This window comes from Haloplanus sp. C73 (assembly GCF_051195115.1).
Lineage (GTDB): Archaea > Halobacteriota > Halobacteria > Halobacteriales > Haloferacaceae > Haloplanus.
The window spans coordinates 486689-504562 of sequence record NZ_JBNTJZ010000001.1; the positions used below are offsets into that span (position 1 = coordinate 486689).

General features: G+C 62.4%; 15 protein-coding genes and 1 pseudogene. 11 read left to right on the forward strand and 5 right to left on the reverse strand.

The genetic code is table 11. The features are described 5' to 3' along the window. The 4 genes from ACQUSQ_RS02535 to dpsA (ACQUSQ_RS02550) all read left to right on the forward strand — a co-directional run bounded on the left by ACQUSQ_RS02535 (position 1) and on the right by dpsA (ACQUSQ_RS02550) (position 4246). The gene (locus tag ACQUSQ_RS02535) at positions 1-2400 is read left to right on the forward strand and encodes a DEAD/DEAH box helicase (RefSeq protein ID WP_435066930.1); all 2400 of its coding nucleotides are present in this window, start codon (positions 1-3) and stop codon (positions 2398-2400) included. Positions 2401-2576: 176 nt separating this feature from the next. Beyond that, positions 2577-2819, forward strand: coding sequence for a hypothetical protein (locus ACQUSQ_RS02540; protein ID WP_435066931.1), 243 nt, complete (start codon positions 2577-2579; stop codon positions 2817-2819). A gap of 288 nt (positions 2820-3107) precedes the next feature. Beyond that, on the forward strand, positions 3108-3683 hold the full coding sequence (dpsA, locus tag ACQUSQ_RS02545; RefSeq protein WP_435066932.1) for a DNA starvation/stationary phase protection protein DpsA: 576 nt from the start codon (positions 3108-3110) through the stop codon (positions 3681-3683). 2 nt (positions 3684-3685) lie between these two features. Continuing rightward, the gene (gene dpsA, locus ACQUSQ_RS02550) at positions 3686-4246 is read left to right on the forward strand and encodes a DNA starvation/stationary phase protection protein DpsA (protein WP_435066933.1); all 561 of its coding nucleotides are present in this window, start codon (positions 3686-3688) and stop codon (positions 4244-4246) included. Positions 4247-4285: 39 nt separating this feature from the next. Here the strand turns inward: dpsA (ACQUSQ_RS02550) and ACQUSQ_RS02555 are convergent, their stop codons facing one another. The 4 genes and pseudogenes from ACQUSQ_RS02555 to ACQUSQ_RS02570 all read right to left on the reverse strand — a co-directional run bounded on the left by ACQUSQ_RS02555 (position 4286) and on the right by ACQUSQ_RS02570 (position 8362). Next, on the reverse strand, positions 4286-4882 hold the full coding sequence (locus tag ACQUSQ_RS02555) for an LURP-one-related/scramblase family protein (protein WP_435066934.1): 597 nt from the start codon (positions 4880-4882) through the stop codon (positions 4286-4288). Positions 4883-5030: 148 nt separating this feature from the next. Then, positions 5031-5177: pseudogene (locus ACQUSQ_RS02560) on the reverse strand (sulfite exporter TauE/SafE family protein); the annotation flags it as partial. 168 nt (positions 5178-5345) lie between these two features. Further along, positions 5346-7001 carry an Hsp70 family protein gene (locus ACQUSQ_RS02565; RefSeq protein ID WP_435066935.1) on the reverse strand — a complete coding sequence of 552 codons (1656 nt, stop codon included), beginning with the start codon at positions 6999-7001 and terminating at the stop codon, positions 5346-5348. Between the two features lie 194 nt (positions 7002-7195). After that, entirely contained in the window at positions 7196-8362 is a 1167-nt protein-coding gene (locus ACQUSQ_RS02570) for a vWA domain-containing protein (RefSeq protein ID WP_435066936.1), read from the reverse strand. A gap of 135 nt (positions 8363-8497) precedes the next feature. On the opposite strand from ACQUSQ_RS02570, the gene ACQUSQ_RS02575 reads away from it, so the two are divergent. The 5 genes from ACQUSQ_RS02575 to ACQUSQ_RS02595 all read left to right on the forward strand — a co-directional run bounded on the left by ACQUSQ_RS02575 (position 8498) and on the right by ACQUSQ_RS02595 (position 15020). Then, positions 8498-9688: a hypothetical protein gene (locus ACQUSQ_RS02575; RefSeq protein ID WP_435066937.1), complete on the forward strand. Its 1191-nt coding sequence runs from the start codon at positions 8498-8500 to the stop codon at positions 9686-9688. A 100-nt stretch (positions 9689-9788) separates the two neighbouring features. Beyond that, positions 9789-10487 (forward strand): nucleotide exchange factor GrpE, encoded by a 699-nt coding sequence (gene grpE / locus ACQUSQ_RS02580; RefSeq protein WP_435066938.1) that lies wholly within the window; start codon positions 9789-9791, stop codon positions 10485-10487. A 185-nt stretch (positions 10488-10672) separates the two neighbouring features. Next, complete coding sequence (locus ACQUSQ_RS02585; protein ID WP_435066939.1) at positions 10673-13234, forward strand: tubulin-like doman-containing protein; 2562 nt, start codon at positions 10673-10675, stop codon at positions 13232-13234. Between the two features lie 234 nt (positions 13235-13468). Further along, positions 13469-14221 carry a hypothetical protein gene (locus tag ACQUSQ_RS02590; RefSeq protein WP_435066940.1) on the forward strand — a complete coding sequence of 251 codons (753 nt, stop codon included), beginning with the start codon at positions 13469-13471 and terminating at the stop codon, positions 14219-14221. Between the two features lie 166 nt (positions 14222-14387). Beyond that, positions 14388-15020, forward strand: coding sequence for a hypothetical protein (locus tag ACQUSQ_RS02595; RefSeq protein ID WP_435066941.1), 633 nt, complete (start codon positions 14388-14390; stop codon positions 15018-15020). A gap of 101 nt (positions 15021-15121) precedes the next feature. Here ACQUSQ_RS02595 and ACQUSQ_RS02600 read toward each other — a convergent pair whose 3' ends face one another. Continuing rightward, positions 15122-15277 (reverse strand): rubrerythrin-like domain-containing protein, encoded by a 156-nt coding sequence (locus ACQUSQ_RS02600; RefSeq protein WP_435066942.1) that lies wholly within the window; start codon positions 15275-15277, stop codon positions 15122-15124. 89 nt (positions 15278-15366) lie between these two features. On the opposite strand from ACQUSQ_RS02600, the gene ACQUSQ_RS02605 reads away from it, so the two are divergent. Together ACQUSQ_RS02605 and ACQUSQ_RS02610 are read left to right on the forward strand one after the other, a co-directional pair. Continuing rightward, positions 15367-16245 carry a universal stress protein gene (locus ACQUSQ_RS02605; protein ID WP_435066943.1) on the forward strand — a complete coding sequence of 293 codons (879 nt, stop codon included), beginning with the start codon at positions 15367-15369 and terminating at the stop codon, positions 16243-16245. A gap of 72 nt (positions 16246-16317) precedes the next feature. Continuing rightward, entirely contained in the window at positions 16318-17838 is a 1521-nt protein-coding gene (locus tag ACQUSQ_RS02610) for a globin-coupled sensor protein (RefSeq protein ID WP_435066944.1), read from the forward strand. The last annotated feature ends 36 nt before the right edge of the window (positions 17839-17874 follow it).

A 17874-nucleotide genomic window follows, 5' to 3' on the forward strand; every position in this document is an offset into this window, starting at 1 on the left:
ATGACTGACCACTCACTCGTGGGAGCGCGCCTCCGCCCGGAGACGCTTCGGGCGTCTTACCCCGAATACGACGACCAGTTGGTCCACACGCAGACGCAACCGGCCCGGGACGCCGCGCACGTCGACAGCGGGACTGTCCTCCCGAGCGAGTTGGCGACGGCCCTCGACACCGACCTCTACGCCCATCAGGCGACGGCGCTCGAACGCTTGCAGGCCGGCGACAACGTGACGGTCGCCACGTCGACGGCGTCGGGCAAGACGTGGATATACACCCTCTACTTCGCGTTGCTCAAGCGGCAGAACCCCGACGCTCGGGCGCTCTTTCTCTATCCGACCAAGGCGCTCAGCACGGACCAGGAACAGGCCGTCAACGACCTTCTGAACCGTCTCGGCGTCGACGCGACGGCCGAGAAGTACGACGGCGACACGCCCAGCGACCGCCGACCACGGATTCGAGACCAAGCCGATATCGTCATCTCGAACTTCGCCGGCATCAACGCCTATCTGAACGACCACGTGAAGTGGCGCGACGTCTACCGGAACTGCGAGTTGCTCGTCCTCGACGAGAGCCACACCTACACGGGCATCCACGGGATGCACGTCGCGTGGACGCTCCGTCGACTGCGGCGACTCGTCGACTACTACGGCGCCGACCCGCAACTCGTCTGCTCGACGGCGACGATTGGGAACCCGGAGGCGCATTCGGAGGCGCTGACCGGCGCCGAGTTCAGCGTCGTCGACGACGACGGCAGTCCCCGCGGGCGACGCGACATCGCGTTCTGGCAGCCACCGGTCGACGACGCGGACGGACCGGACCTGCCAGAGGCGGAAATCGTCCCCGAGATGCGACGGAGCGCGACGGAGGAAGCCGCCAGCGTCACGGCCCATCTCGGACTCAACGGGGTGCAGACGCTCACCTTCGCCCGGTCACGACAGGGGACGGAAGTCGGCGTGAAACAGGCGACGAGCGCGGCCCGGTCCCATCCCGGCGACGGCTATCTGTCGGTCGAGCCGTATCACGCCGGCCTCAGCAAGCGAAAGCGTCGGGCCATCGAGAACGAACTCAAAGGCGGGGCGCTGGACGCCGTCCTCTCGACGAACGCGCTCGAACTCGGCATCGACATCGGGTCGGTCGATGCGACCGTTCTCTCGGGCTATCCGGGGACGCGCCAATCCTTCTGGCAACAGATTGGACGGGCCGGACGGGGAGTCTCGGACGCCCTCTCGGTGTTCGTGCCGCGCGGCGACGCCATCGACCAGTACATCCTCGACCATCCGGACTACCTCTTGAGCGACGACGTCGAGGACGCGGTGGTCGATTTGACGAACGACGCGGTCTACGCCCGACACGTGCTCTGTGCCGCGGCCGAGCGCCCGCTGACGGAGGCCGACAGCGAGTGGTTCGGTCCGCTGTCTCGGCTCGAACGCGCCGTCGCTATGTGGCGAGACGCCGGTCAAGTCATCGGCGATTTGGGCCGGGGCGTACAGTACGACGGGCCACCCCGCCCGCAGTCGGCCATCTCGATGTACGCCACGACGGACGACCAGTACGTGGTTCGGTGTACGAACGGCGATATCGACATGGAGCCGCTGGACAAGGAGCGAGTGTACCGCGACTACCATCCCGGCGCGCTGGCGCTCTACGATGGCCAGCAGTACGAAGTGACCGATATATTGGAGGACCGACCACAGCCGGTCGTCGAGGTTCGCGCGGTCGATACGCGCGAATACACGCAGACGATGAGCGACAAGCGGATTCACGACGTGGTCGGCGAGCGGTCTATCGACCTCGGTGACGGGGTCGCACTCCACGCCGGTGCGGGGACGGTCGAGGTGGAGTATCACACCTACAAGCGAATCGACATCGAGACGGGGCAGACGGTCGGCGCCCCGGAGCCGACGGGCGTCCCGCCGCTCTCCCTGCGGACACAGCTCATGTGGGTCGAACTTCCCCAATCAATTCTGGAGAGGGTCATGGACGCCGTTCCGCGCGAATCGGTGCTCGATGCGCCCCCTGAGACGGCGATGAGCGACCGCGAGTGGACGCTCGGCGGCGGCCTCCACGGCGCCGAACACGGGATGATACAGCTCGCGCCGCTCGAACTCAGACTCGACAACTCCGATATGGGCGGGCTGAGCACCGTCCGGCACCCCGAAGTCGGGTCGCCGGTGTGGTTCATTCACGACGCCGTCGAGGGCGGGGTTGGGTTCGCCCACAGCATCTACGACCAGTTCGAACAGGTTGCGACGCGGACCCGCGAACGCGTCGCCGACTGCGACTGCGACCCGAAAACGGGGTGCCCGGCGTGTCTGATGAGTTCGCAGTGCGGGAACGAGAACGAACCCCTCCATCGGCCGGCGACGACGTCGGTTCTCGACGCCGTTTTGGAGCGTCTGTGAACTCGGTGTCGGACCCGCTGTCCCAAGAGATGCGGCCTCGCACGGCAATCGTCGCGGCGGTACTCGTCGTTCTCGCTGGGTGTATCCAACCGCCGGGAAGTCGTGTAGATAGACTCCTGACCGGAGATGCCGTAGAACTATTCACGCAGGGGTAGAAATCGTGCCAAGTGTCGTCTATGCCCTCGAACGGAATTGTCGGCGGCGATTGGAGCGGGACCGAACTACTGAGTGGGCTGGCTCTCCTCGCGGGGATTGGTCTGGTGGGAACTGGAAGTTACTTCCATCTGACCGTCGCCACGCGAGTCAGCGCGGGACGCTGTGATGGGTGTGACCCGTGGCATCCGCTTTTCGTACTCGCACCGCTCGTTCTCGGTTTGGTGGCGATTCTCGTCGGCGCCGGCCTCTGGTATCGGCGCTGAGTCGTCGCGCCGTCCGTACCGCTTCGAATCGGAACTCACCAGCCACGTGACGTATCTGTGACCCGTCGAATCGCCACCAGCCTTCCCTCAAAGTTTGGCTCGCCTAAAACATATACTATTCCTGATAAGATTTATAAGAGCACGCCCCGCATATCTAGTCAATGAGTACCAAAGAGGGGCCGCGCCACGAGTCGGGCATCCCTGTCCGGACCGACAGTACCGCTCGCGGAGTCACACACCCCGGAGACGACACGCTCGCCCTCGGGGAGGCGACTCGGTAGATAACCGATGGCAAAGAAACAAATCGGTCTCGTCCGGGAGCCAGAGACTGGCGAGGTTCGGCAGGAGTGGGACACCATCGCTCCGAACGCGCTCCGAATCGACCACGACGACGCCGAAGCCATCGTCGACGCGCTCAGCGTCTCTCACGCCGGGTCGTTCAACCTGTTCTATCTCCTGCGAAAGCACTACTGGACCGCCGAGGGGGCCGAGTTCCACGACGTCGCCGACTTCCTCGAAGACGCCTACAAGGAGGTCCGTGCCATCAACGACGACCTCGCGATTCGCATCGTCGAACTCGGTGGCATCCCCCCGAACACGCCGCCGACGATTCAGGAACACGCCGAGGTTCACCTCGAGGCCGAGGACCTCTACGACCTCCGTGCCTCGCTGGAGGGTGACCTCGAAGGCTGTGCCACCCTCGTCGCGAGCATGCGCAACCACGTCCGTCTCGCGAAGGAACGCGGCGACTCGACGACGGCCGAGCGTCTGCGTGAGCATCTGCCGACACTGGAAGCGGTCGCTCACGAGATAGAGCACTATCTGGAAGACGATACGCTGGTCCGGACTGGGGGGCGCGATTGATAATGGCGAGTACACCGCATCTCCGACAACCCGATTCGGAGCACGTTCGACGGGAGTGGGACACCGTCGGTGAGAACGACCTTCGGCTCAATCGCGACGCCGCGGCGCGGATAGTTACGGCCCTGAACGCCGACCTCTCCGGGCAGTACATCCTGTTCAATCAGGTCCGGAAACACTCTTGGCTCGTCGAGGGTGCCGAATCGAACAGCGTCAGGAACGTTCTCGAGGACGCTGCCGACCGGCTCAGCGAGATGACGGACGCGCTCGCCGTTCGCGTACACGCGCTCGGCGGCGTACCGGTCTGTGGGCCGATGGGTGTCCGGCAGCACGCGCCGCTGTACATCGAATCGCCACACCAGTACGACGTGCGGTCGTCGCTCGAACGCGACCTCGATGGCTACGCAACGCTGGCCGTCCAGATGCGTGAGCACATCGAACTGACCGAGCGAATGGACGACGAAGCGACCGCCGAGATGCTACGCGAGCATCTCGAAACGATAGAGGAGGACGCCGACACACTCGACCGCTATCTCGACGACGACACGCTCGTTCGGCGAGGATAGCGGTACGTCGGCGGCCGGCCGGAGGCGGGGCCGCCCCGACTACTTGTTTTCGAGGGCGTCGAGGATACAGGCGGTAGCGATGACCGCTTCCTTCGGGACGTTGCTGGCGTCGTCGATGTTGACCGTGTAGGCGTCGCGGAGCGAGAACTGGCCCTCGATGTCGCCGACGTGGTCGCCGTTCGCGTCGAAGATTTCGTACTTGTTCGGGATGAGGTTGGCGACGGAGATGAGGTGGCGGAGCGCCGCGAGAAGCTTGTTCTTCGTCCGAATCGTCGCCAGCGTCGCGCCCGTCTCGGGGTCGCGAATCGTCCAGTTCTCCGCGAACAGCGAGAAATCCTCGTCGAGGACGACCACCTCCTCGCCCGTGCCCGCGTCCGTGATGGTGTAGTTCCCGGCGACGTCCATGATGCCCCCGGCCTTCACGGTGAACGCGTCCTCGTCGTCGCCGTTCAGGAACGGGAACTCCTCTTTCAACTTGAACAGCTTCTGCTTCCCGCGCAGGACGACGTCGCCGGCGCTGTCCCGGACGGTGTACTTGTTCCGAACCATCGACTGCTTGACCTCGTAGCGGTCGTCGTGGAGGTCGACCGTGGAGATGTCGTACGACGACTCGTCGAACGCGGGGGACTCGGTCATGGGGCTGTGATGACCCCATCTTCGGTCAAAAACCTTCTGCCCGATGGGGTGTCGCGAGCCGCCGCTCAGGGGGCGACGACGCCCGCGACGGCGACGAGAACGCCGGCGAGGACGAGTCGCAGTCGGTGCGGCGAGACGCGATGGTCGAGGCGCCACCCGACGAGGACGCCGACGAGAGGTCGGTCAGTTCGTAGAGCGCCGCCGTGACGAACACACCGCCGGGACCGACGGTCGTAATTCCGATGCCAGCAACCAGCGCGATGGCGACCAGCCAGCTGCCAGATGTCAGAAAGATGGGAGTGACGCGTCGTCGCCGGGCGTCTCGTTCGCCGCGCTGGCGGGTATCGCCAGCGCCGCCCCTGACGTTCGGCTACCGACCGTTCTGCGCATCGTCTCCTGTCGGCACCCGCACGAACCGAGAGTTGGGTGGCGCGTCAACGGGACGCCGGCGTGGGCGCAGTGCTCACATCTCGATTTCGCCGTTGACCTCGTCGCCGCTGTCTTTGTCTACGGCCTCGACGTGGAGGATACCGTCTTGGTCGTAGTCGAAGGTTATCTCGATGCGTGGTTCGCCAGCGGGTCGCGGCGGAATGTCCGTCAGTCGAACCTCACCGATTTTCTCGTTCTCTGTGGCCACGTCGCTCTCCCCTTGGTGGACACCGATGGGGATGACCGTCTGGTTATCCCCCGTCGTCGTGAAGAGGTCTGTCGCCTCCGCGTCCTCGATGTTCGTCCCTTGCTCGATGAGAACGGCCATGCTGCCGTCTTCGAGTTTCGTCCCCAGCGAGTGAGAGATGATGTCCGTGATGCCGCTGTCACGTTCCGTGATGCTCTCTTCGTCGTCGGAACCGCCAGCGTGGGTTGTCGCTTGGTGTCGCTGTCGCTCGTCTTCCGATTCGAAAGTCTGGTCACAGTGAGAGCATTCGTACTCCTCTTCGTCGGTATCGCTGTGCCGGTCGTCGTAGTGCTCGTTCAGTGTCAGCAGTGCGTCGTACTCTTCGCCGCAGATGGGACACCGATACCCGGATTCTATCTCCCGCTGTGCGTACACCGCCGCGCCCTGCGAGACGATTTTGTCCGGGTCCAGCGTCATCGTCGGTTCCACGCCGACGTACTCCTCCAGTTGCTCCTGAATCACCGGAATTCGGGTCGAGCCACCGACGAGTAGGACGTTGTCGATATCGTCGGCCGACATGTCGGCCTTGTCGAGCACCGTCTCGACGGGGTCTATCGCGCGGTCCTGTAGCTCCGCAGTCGCGTCTTCGAAGGTACTCCGCGTAACCGTCTCGTCCATCGAGACTATGTCTCCCTGTATCTGCCCCAAGAACGGAGCCAGTGCTTCGGCTTCCTCGTTGCTCGAGAGCGCGATTTTCGTCTCTTCGGCTTCCGAGCGGAGGTTCGCCCAGATTTCGTCCCGTCTGTTGCCATCCTCGTCCTCGAGCAGCGACTCGCCGTGTTCGTCTTCGTGGCGGTCGGCGAGTAACTCCATCATCGCTCCCGTGAAGTCTGCCCCACCCAATCGGTTGTCGCCGTCGGTGGCCAAGACCCTGTACTCGTCGTCGGCGACGTCGATGAGAGAGATGTCGAGCGTCCCACCACCGAAGTCGTAGACCAACAGCGTCTCGTCGAGGTCCTTTCCGTTGCCGTAGGCTAGTGCGGCCGCAGTCGGTTCGTTCAGCAGATGCGTCGTCTCGAAGCCCGCCTGTTCGGTGGCCTCCTTCGTTGCGTTCGTCTGGTTGATGGTGAAGTAGGCCGGGACGGTGACGACAGCCTCCTCGACGTCGTCGCCGAGATAGGCCTCGGCGTCCGCTTTGAGTTTCTTGAGAATCTCGGCCGACACGTCCGTGGGGGTGACCTCGTTGCCCGCCACTTTGACGGTGTAATCCTCCTCGCCCATGTGGCGCTTGATTTCGCGAATGACTTGGTCGGGTTCGGCCGGTTCTCGGTCGACCGCTTGCCGACCCACCAGCGCGTTTCCGTCCTCGTCGTAGTGGACGACGGACGGAGTCAAGCGCTGCCCGTCGTTGTTCTGTAGCATCTGCGGGTCCCCGGCTTCCACGATAGCCATCCCGCTATTGGTCGTTCCGAGGTCGATTCCCAGAATCTTCTCACTGGCCATACAGGATATCCATTCACGGTGGTTCGATAATATTTTTGGTGGACGACACTACGCTCGGGCGCACGATTGGCACGTGCCCCACGCTATTCGTCGCGGTACGACGATTGTGGGGCGCGAGACGGATTATTCCGCGAGCCTAGAGCGTCAATAATCGCCGTCGCTCCTGCTTGCCTGCCGTGCTACGCCCCATCATTTCAATCAGAGTTCACTTTGGTTTTGCTGACACGGATGAGTCCACCATCCTCATCTGCCCGCCGCAAATCGCGCTCTAACTCGTCTGCCGTGTCGTCCCAGCCTTCGTCCCGCAATCGCTCGATTCCCTCCTCGACGCGAGTTTTCGAAACGTCGGGGTCCTGAATGTCCACTCGCACTTTGGACGCCGCTCGTGCCCGCTCGATACCCGCTCTCGCGAGGCCACCGTTTGCGGAGTACTCGACGCTCGCAGTCGTCTCCGCGAGTACCGACCCCGTCGCATCGCGAACGCGAAGCGTCGCGAGTTCGTGAGTCAGTCCGGCCGACTTCGGCTGTCCGAGTACGGTAAAGGTGAACCGCTGTTGACTCCCCACTTCGAGTTCGGGCAACGCCAGCGTGTTCGGTGACGCGTCGGTGTCGATTGCGCGCTCTTCGGTCGTCGGCGCTTCGAAGTACGCTTCGTCGTCCGGGACGATGAACCCCTGTTCCGGCTCGATATCGAGGACCGGTTTCGATGCGAGGACGTTCTCGGTGTTACCTACCGTCTCTTCTAAGAAGTGGTCGATGGCGTCTTCCGAGAGATCGACCGGTTCGCCGCCCGATGCGTTCGCAAGCGCGAGTATGACGGCCTCGTCGTACGCACGGCCGATGCCCGCGGCGATGATAGAGAGCCCGTCGTCGTCGTACTCGGCCGCGAGGTCACGGTACGTGTCGGCTTCGAATCGGTCCTGTCCATCCGACAACAGGATGATGCGCTTGACTGCTCGCGGATTATCCGGCGTATCGTCGACCAACTGGTCCCGGACTGTCTCTAATCCGTTATAGATGTCCGTCCCGTTTGCGGCCTCGATGGCGTCGATATCTGCCTCCACGTCCGCTTGGGTGACGTCGCCCCATCGAGTCATCGGCGTGACCACCTCGACAGACGAATCGAATCCGACGATACTCACGTAGTCGTCTGGGTCGAGTTCCTGTAGGGCCTGTTTCGACCCCCGTTTCGCGTTCCGTATCTTTTCGCCATCCATCGAAAAGCTCGTATCAATAAGTAGTGCGACGTGTCTGGTCGTGGGTTGTGCCTTCGCCACTGGGTCCAGCGTTACCTCGACTGTCGTCTCGCCACCAGACGACGGCAGCACCTTACTGACCGCGGCGTCGATATCGATTGTCATCTGATACTCGCCTCAACGTAGTCGTTCGTGTTAACTATTCGTCCCGAAGCCTCGCGGGCTGTCCGTAGCTATCGGCGAAGTTCCATCGGCCCCTCCAGCGATGTATATAAGTTAACATACGACCGACGGGGGAGTATGGATGGCTCCGAGGGACGACCGGCGAGTGTCAGCGAACTCGTCGAATCCTTGCTCCGGGAGCGGGACGAGCATCACGACGAGGCGTGGTTTCGCGAGCAGTTGGAAGCGATAGACCGAGACCGTCGGGAGGCGCTGCAGCCGTTCGTCTCGGAGGTGTTCGATATCGTCGATTCGATGGACGGTGCCGACGTGACGTTTAGGACGACAGGCACGACACGGGACCGTGATTTCGACGCCGACTGGGAGTCTGGGTTCGACGGCTGGTCGGGGCGCTCGAAACCGGTTCGGACGGACGACGAGGACGGGTTCCTTCGGCGCTTTAGGTGGCGGTATGGACGGCATTCGGAGACGTGGGAAGTCACCGTCCCCGGACCACTGTTCGAATACTACACCGAGCGTCACCGGACGCGAAGCTTCGGGACGTACATTTCGGACCCGTTCGACCAACCGTTCGTATCCTCATTGGCGAACAAAGTTCGCTCGTTCGGCGACGACCTCGGACTCGGTCAGCGCGAGCAGATTAACGTCGCCGTTCGGTTCGTTCAAAGCATGGAGTACACCCCCGACGACGAGACGACCGGGCAAATCGAGTACCCAAAATACCCCATCGAAACGCTCGTCCACGACGGGGGTGACTGCGAGGACACCTCCATTCTCCTCGGAGCGCTCCTCCGCGAACTCGGCTGTGAGGTCGCACTCATCGTTCTCCCCAACCACCATCATATGATACTCGGTGTCGCGCCGAACGTCGATATCGACGGTAACTACTACGAACACGACGGAACGAACTACTACACGCTGGAGGCGACGGGGCACGGATGGGATATCGGCGACCTGCCACCACACTACCGGAACGCGTCCGCACAGGTTCACCCGGTCGGCGAAGACCCAACGCTGGTCCACGAGTGGAGCGCAGACCCACAGGCCGACGGAGGAGTCTCGGTCACTGCAGACGTCGCGAACTTCGGCGACGTTCCGGCCGAAGAACTGGACGCGTACATCGAATTCGAAGACGGCGACACGACACTCGCTCGGACGCAACTCGTCCGTGGCGACACGATTCTGCCATCCGTCTCGGAGCGTTACGAATCGACGCTCTCGCTGCCGGACGACAGACAGATACGCGGCCGGTGTGTCTTGACGCTCGGCCACCGGGTACACGACTCCAGTACGAGTGACTGGCACTGACTCTCCCCGACGTGGTAGCTGACACGAGCGGTGGTGACGAGAGCCGTCGCAGGCAGGGAAAAATAAACCTGTCCGGAGGGTGAAGCGTCTCGTAACTGAGATGTCCGACCACGACTCGACAGCTGACGACGGCCAGCGGGAAGAGAACGACCCAGCAGCCGACACTGCGGAAGCCCGAAAAGAGACCACGGACCAGCACGCCTCCGGAGGGGCGAAGGGGGACGGGCGGGCGGCTGACGAACGTGCTCGCTCCAGTTCCGAGGCGATGGACGACGAGGAGGCCGCCTCGGAGGACAGTGCCGACACGTCCGAATCTGACGGGGAACGGCAGCACGCCGACGAGGACGTGAGTTCGAGACTCGACTCCCTCGAAGCGCAGTTCGAGCAGACACAGGAACGGCTCGACTCCCTCGAGACGCAACTCGCGGACTACGAGCGGCGAAACGACCGCGAACACGAGGAACTCAAAAAATACGCCGTCGAGGACTTGGCCGCGGAGATGCTCAAAGTGAAGGACTCGCTGATGGACGCGATAGAGATGGAAGAACTCGAAGACGGCACGGAGCAGCGCCTCCGGATTGTCGGCAAACAGTTCGACAAAGTGCTCACATCGGGGCGTCTCGACCGAATCGAACCGGAAGCGGGGGAGCCGTACGACGACGACCGGTTCCGAATGGTTTCGAAAGAGGCGACCGACGAGTACGAGCCGAACCACGTCGTCCGAGTGCAGGAGAGTGGCTACCAGATACAGGACCGGGTTATCCGCCCGGCACGTGTCGTGGTCGCGACAGCAGAGTAAGCACGGGCAGCTGGGATAGCCGAAGGCGGGTGTGACGCTGGTTGACGGGGACGGAACCATGGCCTGTCGGCTGATTCGGGTCGCGGCTCACCGCGGTAACCGGCAGTTCACGGGTGACTCTGTGGGTGGCGCAGCGTCTCGTGTTCACCCAAATTCATATAATGAAGTCCTGCCTTCGAGGTAGTATGGCAGATGGTCTTCGACCGTCGGCAAAGCAGGTTGTAATCGGAATCGGCGACGCCGGGCTGAACATCGTCGAAACCCTCAGTCAGGTCATTGAGGAGGACGGATATGATGCGGACGACTTTCTCCTTCTTGGTATCAACAGCCACGACATTGACAGCGACGTCATCGATGACCGATGGCTAATCGAAGTACAAGATAGCGGGAAAGACTGGTCGACGAAACAAGATGAGTACTACTACCTCGACCGGACGGACCAATCACCGACGTCCGACGGGGGAGTCCAACGGAATCGGCCGACAGCGAGGGGTCACTTCGACGAGTCGTCGAACGTAAACACACTCATCGCGAACTTCGACCAGTATTTCCAAGACTTTCTCGGCGACAGTACCAACGTCAACGTGTGGCTGGTGAACTCGCTCGGTGGGGGGACCGGCAGCGGGACGATGCCGATGATTCTCGGTCTCTTGCAGGCTCTGGAGGGGAACATCGTCGACGATATGACGCTCTTCGGCCTCTCGACGGTGCCCCGACTGGACGTCGCTCCGAACGAAAACCATATGATGGGGCTGGACGCCGACGCGATTCCGAACGCGTTCGGCGCCCTCAGTGAGTTACGGGAACTTCTGGACGTGAAAGCGGTGACCGACCCGCCGGAGCTCGAGATAGACCTCGAACTGGACGACGAGAACGTCGAGCTAGTTCGGGGGACGGGGTCGCTGCCGTTCGACCGAGGGAAGATACGCGCGTTCCATCTGCTCGGCGTCGACGAAGACAAAATCAACGTCGACGCGGAAGACAACCCGTACGCGGAGCAAGTCGAACGGACCGCGGCGTACACGATACTGACGGGTGCCGTAGACGACGAAAACTACCCGCACGACGAGTATCCCGACCTCAGAGACCGGAAACTCAACACGGTCGACGCGGTTCAGTACTCGTTCCCGTGGAGCAAGGTCGCGGAGTACGTCGAAACCGAGGCAAACCTCCAGCGAGACAGGAAAGAGCGGGCGGCCCTGAACGACCTCAGCGAAGAGTTCAAGGCGCTGAAAGAGACTGTCGGGAGCGTCAGCGAAGTTCGTCCCGAAAGTGGCGACATCGACAAAGAGGACCTCCGGCGGCTGGTCTCGTACGCGGAAGACCAAGCGGAGGCGGTGACGGGACTCGAATATCTCACTAGCGAGGAGAACCTGCGAGATAGTGCGACGGACAGCGTGAGTCCGACGGACGACAAAATCTCGTTCCTCAAGGAGGATTTCAAACTCGACGACCTACTCTCGCCGATATCCCGAGCGGAGAGCAAGCCCGGAACGATACCAGAGGTGGTCGTGACCAGCGACGACACGAACGACGACGGCGAACTCGTCGCGGACATCAACGCACCGGACAGACAGGCGTCGCTACTCCTCAAGTACCTCTTTTACGTCGAATTGGAGGACCGCTTGGAGTCGGAGATATTCGAGGCCGCCCAAGACTACGAAGACAACCTCAACGACATCTGGCAGGAAGTCGTGGAGGACGCCGGCGAACAGACGCAGGAGGAGTACGACAACGCCGACAACCCGGCCGAGAAGTGGGGCGTTGCGGAGTCGCTCGTCGACGACGTCATCGATAACGAGCGCAATCCGGGGCTGCTCCGGCGCGGTGACGAGGAACGTGCGAACAGGTTGGAGGAGATGCAACAGGTCGTCAATGGCGCCGAAGACACCTACCAGTCGCTGGAGAAGGTGGCAGACGAACTGATGACGCTCCGCAGAAACACACACGACCGGCTGCGGGACCTCCTCGAATGGTACGATTCCGAGCGGGAAGATATCGAAGACACCATCCGAAATCTCGATGCGACCATCGAGACGACCGAACAGACGACTCTCGTCAATCTGAAAAGCGACCTGAAAGAGAGCGAAGTGAGCAAGTTCAGCACGCTCCCGATAACCAACCCCGAAAATATAATCACCAACCACTTCACCACTTCCGAGGACGACGTCCACACCCGTATCCCGAAGTTGGTGGCCGAATACGACCTCGACGACGCGGAGAACCCCACGAGGGAGGCCATCATCCAGCATCTGCAGGGTGAGTTGACGATTCAGCAAGCGACGAGGGATAACGTCATCGAGCAGTCAGAACTGGTCGACGGACTTCGTGACCTCCTCGGACGCCTCGAAGAGCGATTCGCGAACGACGGGGCCATCGACAGGAGCATGGTCGTCCCGATGAGCCACGAAAACGACGACTGGAAGGAGGCGACCGGCTACTCCAGTTACGGGTCCCTCTTGACCGACGAGGCGGCGAAGATGGAGGTGTCAGAGATTGGCAAACTGGAGGTCGGTACGCCGGGGACAGTCCGATTCGTCTTCGTCAACGTCGACGTGACGATGGACGATGCGAGCGAGTACGCCACGATTCGGGAGTGGTACCAGACCGGTCAACTGTCCGGCAAACTCAACGTCGACCAGAACGACCCCGCAGACATCATCAACTTCGCGTATCCACGGCTGAGCGATTTGGACGTGGATGAGAAATCCGCCGGGTCCATGAAACAGGTCGATAAGACCGAGTAGACGTACGCCCGACGTTTTTGTTGACACGTCGTCGAGGCGTGGCCGAGTAGTCCTGACGGACGGGTCCTATCTCCCTTCTCGCTACGTCTGATGCCCGTGGAATCAACCCGAGAAAGGATAAAAACTAATGTATGTTGATAAACTGGTGTCTTTCGTATGAACGGAAGATGGGCTACCCTCGGTCTCGGTATCGTTTTACTTCTCGTCGTCGGGAGCGTACTACCAGGCTCAGTGATGGGTGCGACTGAGGACCCCATCAGCCAATCGTCCCCGTCGCAACTGAACACGGCGACACAGGACGGAGTGAACGTCACGACGCAGTATCCGACGTCCGACGAGTCACAGGGTGTCGACGTCACCGTGACCGTGTCACCGACGGAAACGGAGATATCGAACATTTCGGTCGCCATCAGTAACACGGACTCGGCGTTCGTCGACTTCGATTCGTTCGGTGTGACGATTGAGCCCAGCGGTGCGGCCGAAGTCGACGAGGAGCTGCAGTTCCGTGGCGGCGAAATACAGCGCGTGTACCGTATCGACTCGCTGGAAGTTGACCAATCGGTGACGATAACGTTCACGACCTACCCGCGACAGTTGCAGTCGAGCAACGACCGTCTCGACGTCGCACAGGTCAACTACGAGTATCTCAGAAACGGTGTGCAGGTCCCGGACAACCCCCCTGCCCGGATGACCGCCGTCGCTGATTTGTCGTCGTCTCCGGTCAACGAAGCCCAGAGTCTCAGGACCACGCTCGACGGGTTGTGGGTGACGGTCGGCGTGAGTATCCTGCTCGGACTCGTCGGCATCGTTGCAGCCGTCTGGATGTATCTCAATAGCGACAGCGGTTCGGGCCCGAGCCGGTCGGACATTAGCGACGTTGCCGACGATGTCGAGGAACTCGAACGGCGATTAGAGGCGGTTGGCCAAGAAGAGGCGCAGGCGGAAGCCGAGGATATAAAGGAGAAAATCGAGGACCTGAAGTACTGAACGCGGCTGTCGAAGTCGCTTCGTCCATCTCTCCTTTGACATTTTCGCACGCGTGAACAGGATCTGCCGACCGCCGATGGGGCAGCTACTACCGTAAATTGACGGCTTCGACGGCTGTCTACGAGCCCACACTACTAAATCAATCCACCCGGTAATCTGACATAATATGGTAGATAAACCGTTCTCGATGCTGGACGATGAGGAGGAGGACGAGACGGACGGAGACGCAGCCGACGGCGATACGGCTTCGAACGAAACGTCGACGACAGCCACGGAGACGTCGACGACTCAGACGCCGATAGCCGGGACAGCGTCACCCGGTGGATTCGGACCCCCGACCACGGAGCGAGAGGAGAACTGGCAGCGGGCCAAAGTGCTCTCCATCGGCGGACTGCTTCTGGGGGGGCTCGGAGTTCTGATTCTGCTGGGGACACCAATCAACCAACTCTTCGGACAGGCAGGGGTCGTCCTCGGTATCGGTGCGACGGCGGGGTCGCTACACTACTTCGTGGAGTCACACAGAGCGTCACGGCAGGCCCACGAGGAGGCAGTGGTGACCCGGTTGAACGCAATCCACGACGAGGTCACCAAGAGCGAATACCACGACCTGATTCGGGAACTCAGGAAACAGCGCCAAACAGCCCAGAAACTACTGGACCAACTCCCCGACGACGAGATTGACACGCTGATTGACGAACTGGACACACAGGAAGACACCATCGAGGCGTTCGCTGACCACCTCGAACAGGCCGAACAGGAGAAACTCGACGCACTCCGAGATTTGAAAGATTCGACGTGACTATCGCCAGTCGGATCCGTGGCGTTCTCGACGGCCGACGGAGCCGGGATGGACGCCGCGCGCTCTGTCCGAGTGTAGGGCGGAAGTAGTGCGACCGGCCGCTACTCCGGCCGCGGCCGACTCAGGTTAATCAGTCCGGCCTCACACTCCGGGCAGACCGTCGGCGACGCCGAACTGCAGAGCCGCGCGCCGCACTCCCGACATTCGTAGAGCTGTTCGTCCGGGTCACACGGTGCTGGGTCCGGCGGAGTGGGCATCTCGTTCGCTCTTCGGCCCGGCGCGTGTTAACTTTTGTCTCGGATGCTCGGCACCTCGTTTTTTACCCGCTCGCGCCGACGGCTGTCGTATGCTCGACAAGATTCTCTTTCCGACCGACGGGAGCGACGGCGCGAGCGAGGTGTTCGGACACGCCCTCGACGTGGCCGCCGCTCACGACGCGACGGTCCACGTCATCAACGTGGCGGACACGGCCCGAGACAGCGTCACGCAAGTCCGAGGACAGGTCATCGACGCGCTCGAACAGGCGGGCACGCGCGCGGTCAAGGACGCGGCGAGTCGCGCCAGCGACCGCGGCGTCCCGACCGTCACCGACGTCCTGCAGGGCGAGCCGTACGCCACCATCGTCGACTACGCAGAATCGGCGGACATCGACCTCGTCATCATGCCGACACACGGCCGACAGGGTCTACAGCGGTTCCTCCTCGGAAGCACGACCGAACGCGTCGTCCGGCGCTCGGACGTGCCCGTACTCACCGTCCGCCCCGACGACGACGTGACCGTTCGGTATCCGTATCAGTCCGTGCTGGTTCCGACGGACGGGAGCGACCCCTCGGCCGCAGCCCTCGAAGTCGGATTGGACGTGACTCGCGTCGCGGACGCGGCCCTCCATCTCGTATCGGTGGTCGACGTGGCGAGTCTGGGGTTCGACGTGCGCGCCGACATCCAGACGGAGGCGCTCGAATCGGCGGCCCAAGATATCGTCGACGAGGCGGCGGCCACGGCGACGGAGGCCGGCGTCGACCCCGCGGCGACGAGCGTCGAGTTCGGCGGGTCGGTCGCGCGGGCGATTCAGTCCTACGTCACGGACCACGATATCGACCTGCTGGTCGTCGGCACCCACGGCCGGACAGGATTCGACCGGTACGTCCTCGGGAGCGTCGCGGAACATCTCGTTCGGACGGCGCCGGTCCCGGTGTTGACGGTGCGGGACACGGTGAGGTCGTAAGCGGGCGGTGCCGATTATCAGTTCGTGGCGATGGCGGACGGGTTTATCTCGTCGGCACGGTCGACTGCGAGCATGCAGCAGTACGACGATGCGTTCGGGACGGGTAGTCTGAACGCGCAACTCTCGGTCGACGACTTGATGCGGGACTGCGGGCTCGACGCGGCGGAAATCGAGTGGCGAAAGGAGTTCGTCGGCTTCGACGAGACGGATATCCGGCGGCTCGAATCGCTGGACGATGTCTTCCGTGACCACGCCGACCAAGTGGCCGAGGACTTCTACGACAACCTCACCGGCTACGACCAGACGGTGTCGGTCATCGAGCGCTCGGAGAAGACCATCGAGCAACTGAAGCGGACGCAGTCGGCGTATCTCGTCACGCTCGCGAACGGCGACTACGGCCGGGACTACTTCGCCAACCGCGCGCGGATTGGCAAGCTTCACGACCTGCTCGACATGCCGATGAAACACTACATCGGGCAGTACGGCGTCTACTACGACCTGCTCGTTCCGCTCCTGTTGGACCGGGTGACCGAGCGGTTGGTCGACCGACTGACCGAGGAGACGGACGCCGACCCCGGCGCCGCCGAACGCGTCGTCGGCGACGAACTCGACGTGGCGGAGGAGGAACTGCTCGCTGTCCTGCGCATCATCAACCTCGACATGCAGGTGGTCGCGGACACGTACATTCACTCCTACAACCAAGAACTGGAGGCGAGCGTCGCCGAGCGCGAACGACTCATGGACGAGGTGGAGTCGGACCTGACCGAGCCAATCGGTGACCTGCGCGACTCCGCCGAGGAGGTGGCAGCGCGCACGTCGTCCATCGACGACAAGACCGACGAGCAGGTGGATTCGATGTCGGAGGTGGCGGGCGAGGTGTCGAACATGAGCGCGACTGTCGAGGAAATCGCGTCGACGGCGAACGAGGTGGCGGACACCAGCAAGCGCGCGGAGGAACTGGCGACCGAGGGTCGGGCGGCGGCGACCGATTCAATCGAGACGATGGAGCGGGTGAGCGAGTCCTCGGAGGCGGTGACGAGCGACGTCGACGACTTGGCGGCACGCATCGACGAAATCGACGAGGTGGTCGAGGTCATCAACGACATCGCGGACCAGACGAACCTGCTGGCGCTGAACGCCTCCATCGAGGCGGCGCGGGCGGGCGAGGCGGGCGACGGCTTCGCCGTCGTCGCCGACGAGGTCAAAAGTCTCGCGGCAGAGTCACAGCGTCACGCGGGCGACATCGAGGAGATGGTCGACGACATCCAAGACGAGATGGCGGCGACAGTCGACAGCCTCGAAACGACGACCGACCGCATCGACCGGGGGATGACGGAAATCGAATCCGCGATGGAGACGCTCGAAGCGATTACCGACGCCGTACAGGACGCCACGCAGGGCATTCAGGAGGTGTCGGAGGCGACGGACGACCAAGCGGCGTCGACGGAGGAAGTCGCGAGCATGATAGACCAGTTGGTCGAACAGACCGAGCGCATCTCCGAGGAGGTGGAGACGGTGGCGACAATCAACGACTCCCAGACGGAGCAGATTCGGGCCATCGACGAGAGCGTGCGCCGACTCGGAGACGACTGACCCCCGTAGTTGAATACCCCTCGCGTCGAACCCCCA

Coding starts and splice junctions, on each gene's coding strand:
- ACQUSQ_RS02535 (WP_435066930.1), top strand. CDS start 1: ATGACTGACCACTCACTCGTGGGAGCGCGCCTCCGCCCGGAGACGCTT.
- ACQUSQ_RS02540 (WP_435066931.1), top strand. CDS start 2,577: ATGCCCTCGAACGGAATTGTCGGCGGCGATTGGAGCGGGACCGAACTA.
- dpsA (WP_435066932.1), top strand. CDS start 3,108: ATGGCAAAGAAACAAATCGGTCTCGTCCGGGAGCCAGAGACTGGCGAG.
- dpsA (WP_435066933.1), top strand. CDS start 3,686: ATGGCGAGTACACCGCATCTCCGACAACCCGATTCGGAGCACGTTCGA.
- ACQUSQ_RS02555 (WP_435066934.1), bottom strand. CDS start 4,882: ATGACCGAGTCCCCCGCGTTCGACGAGTCGTCGTACGACATCTCCACG.
- ACQUSQ_RS02565 (WP_435066935.1), bottom strand. CDS start 7,001: ATGGCCAGTGAGAAGATTCTGGGAATCGACCTCGGAACGACCAATAGC.
- ACQUSQ_RS02570 (WP_435066936.1), bottom strand. CDS start 8,362: ATGACAATCGATATCGACGCCGCGGTCAGTAAGGTGCTGCCGTCGTCT.
- ACQUSQ_RS02575 (WP_435066937.1), top strand. CDS start 8,498: ATGGATGGCTCCGAGGGACGACCGGCGAGTGTCAGCGAACTCGTCGAA.
- grpE (WP_435066938.1), top strand. CDS start 9,789: ATGTCCGACCACGACTCGACAGCTGACGACGGCCAGCGGGAAGAGAAC.
- ACQUSQ_RS02585 (WP_435066939.1), top strand. CDS start 10,673: ATGGCAGATGGTCTTCGACCGTCGGCAAAGCAGGTTGTAATCGGAATC.
- ACQUSQ_RS02590 (WP_435066940.1), top strand. CDS start 13,469: ATGGGTGCGACTGAGGACCCCATCAGCCAATCGTCCCCGTCGCAACTG.
- ACQUSQ_RS02595 (WP_435066941.1), top strand. CDS start 14,388: ATGGTAGATAAACCGTTCTCGATGCTGGACGATGAGGAGGAGGACGAG.
- ACQUSQ_RS02600 (WP_435066942.1), bottom strand. CDS start 15,277: ATGCCCACTCCGCCGGACCCAGCACCGTGTGACCCGGACGAACAGCTC.
- ACQUSQ_RS02605 (WP_435066943.1), top strand. CDS start 15,367: ATGCTCGACAAGATTCTCTTTCCGACCGACGGGAGCGACGGCGCGAGC.
- ACQUSQ_RS02610 (WP_435066944.1), top strand. CDS start 16,318: ATGCAGCAGTACGACGATGCGTTCGGGACGGGTAGTCTGAACGCGCAA.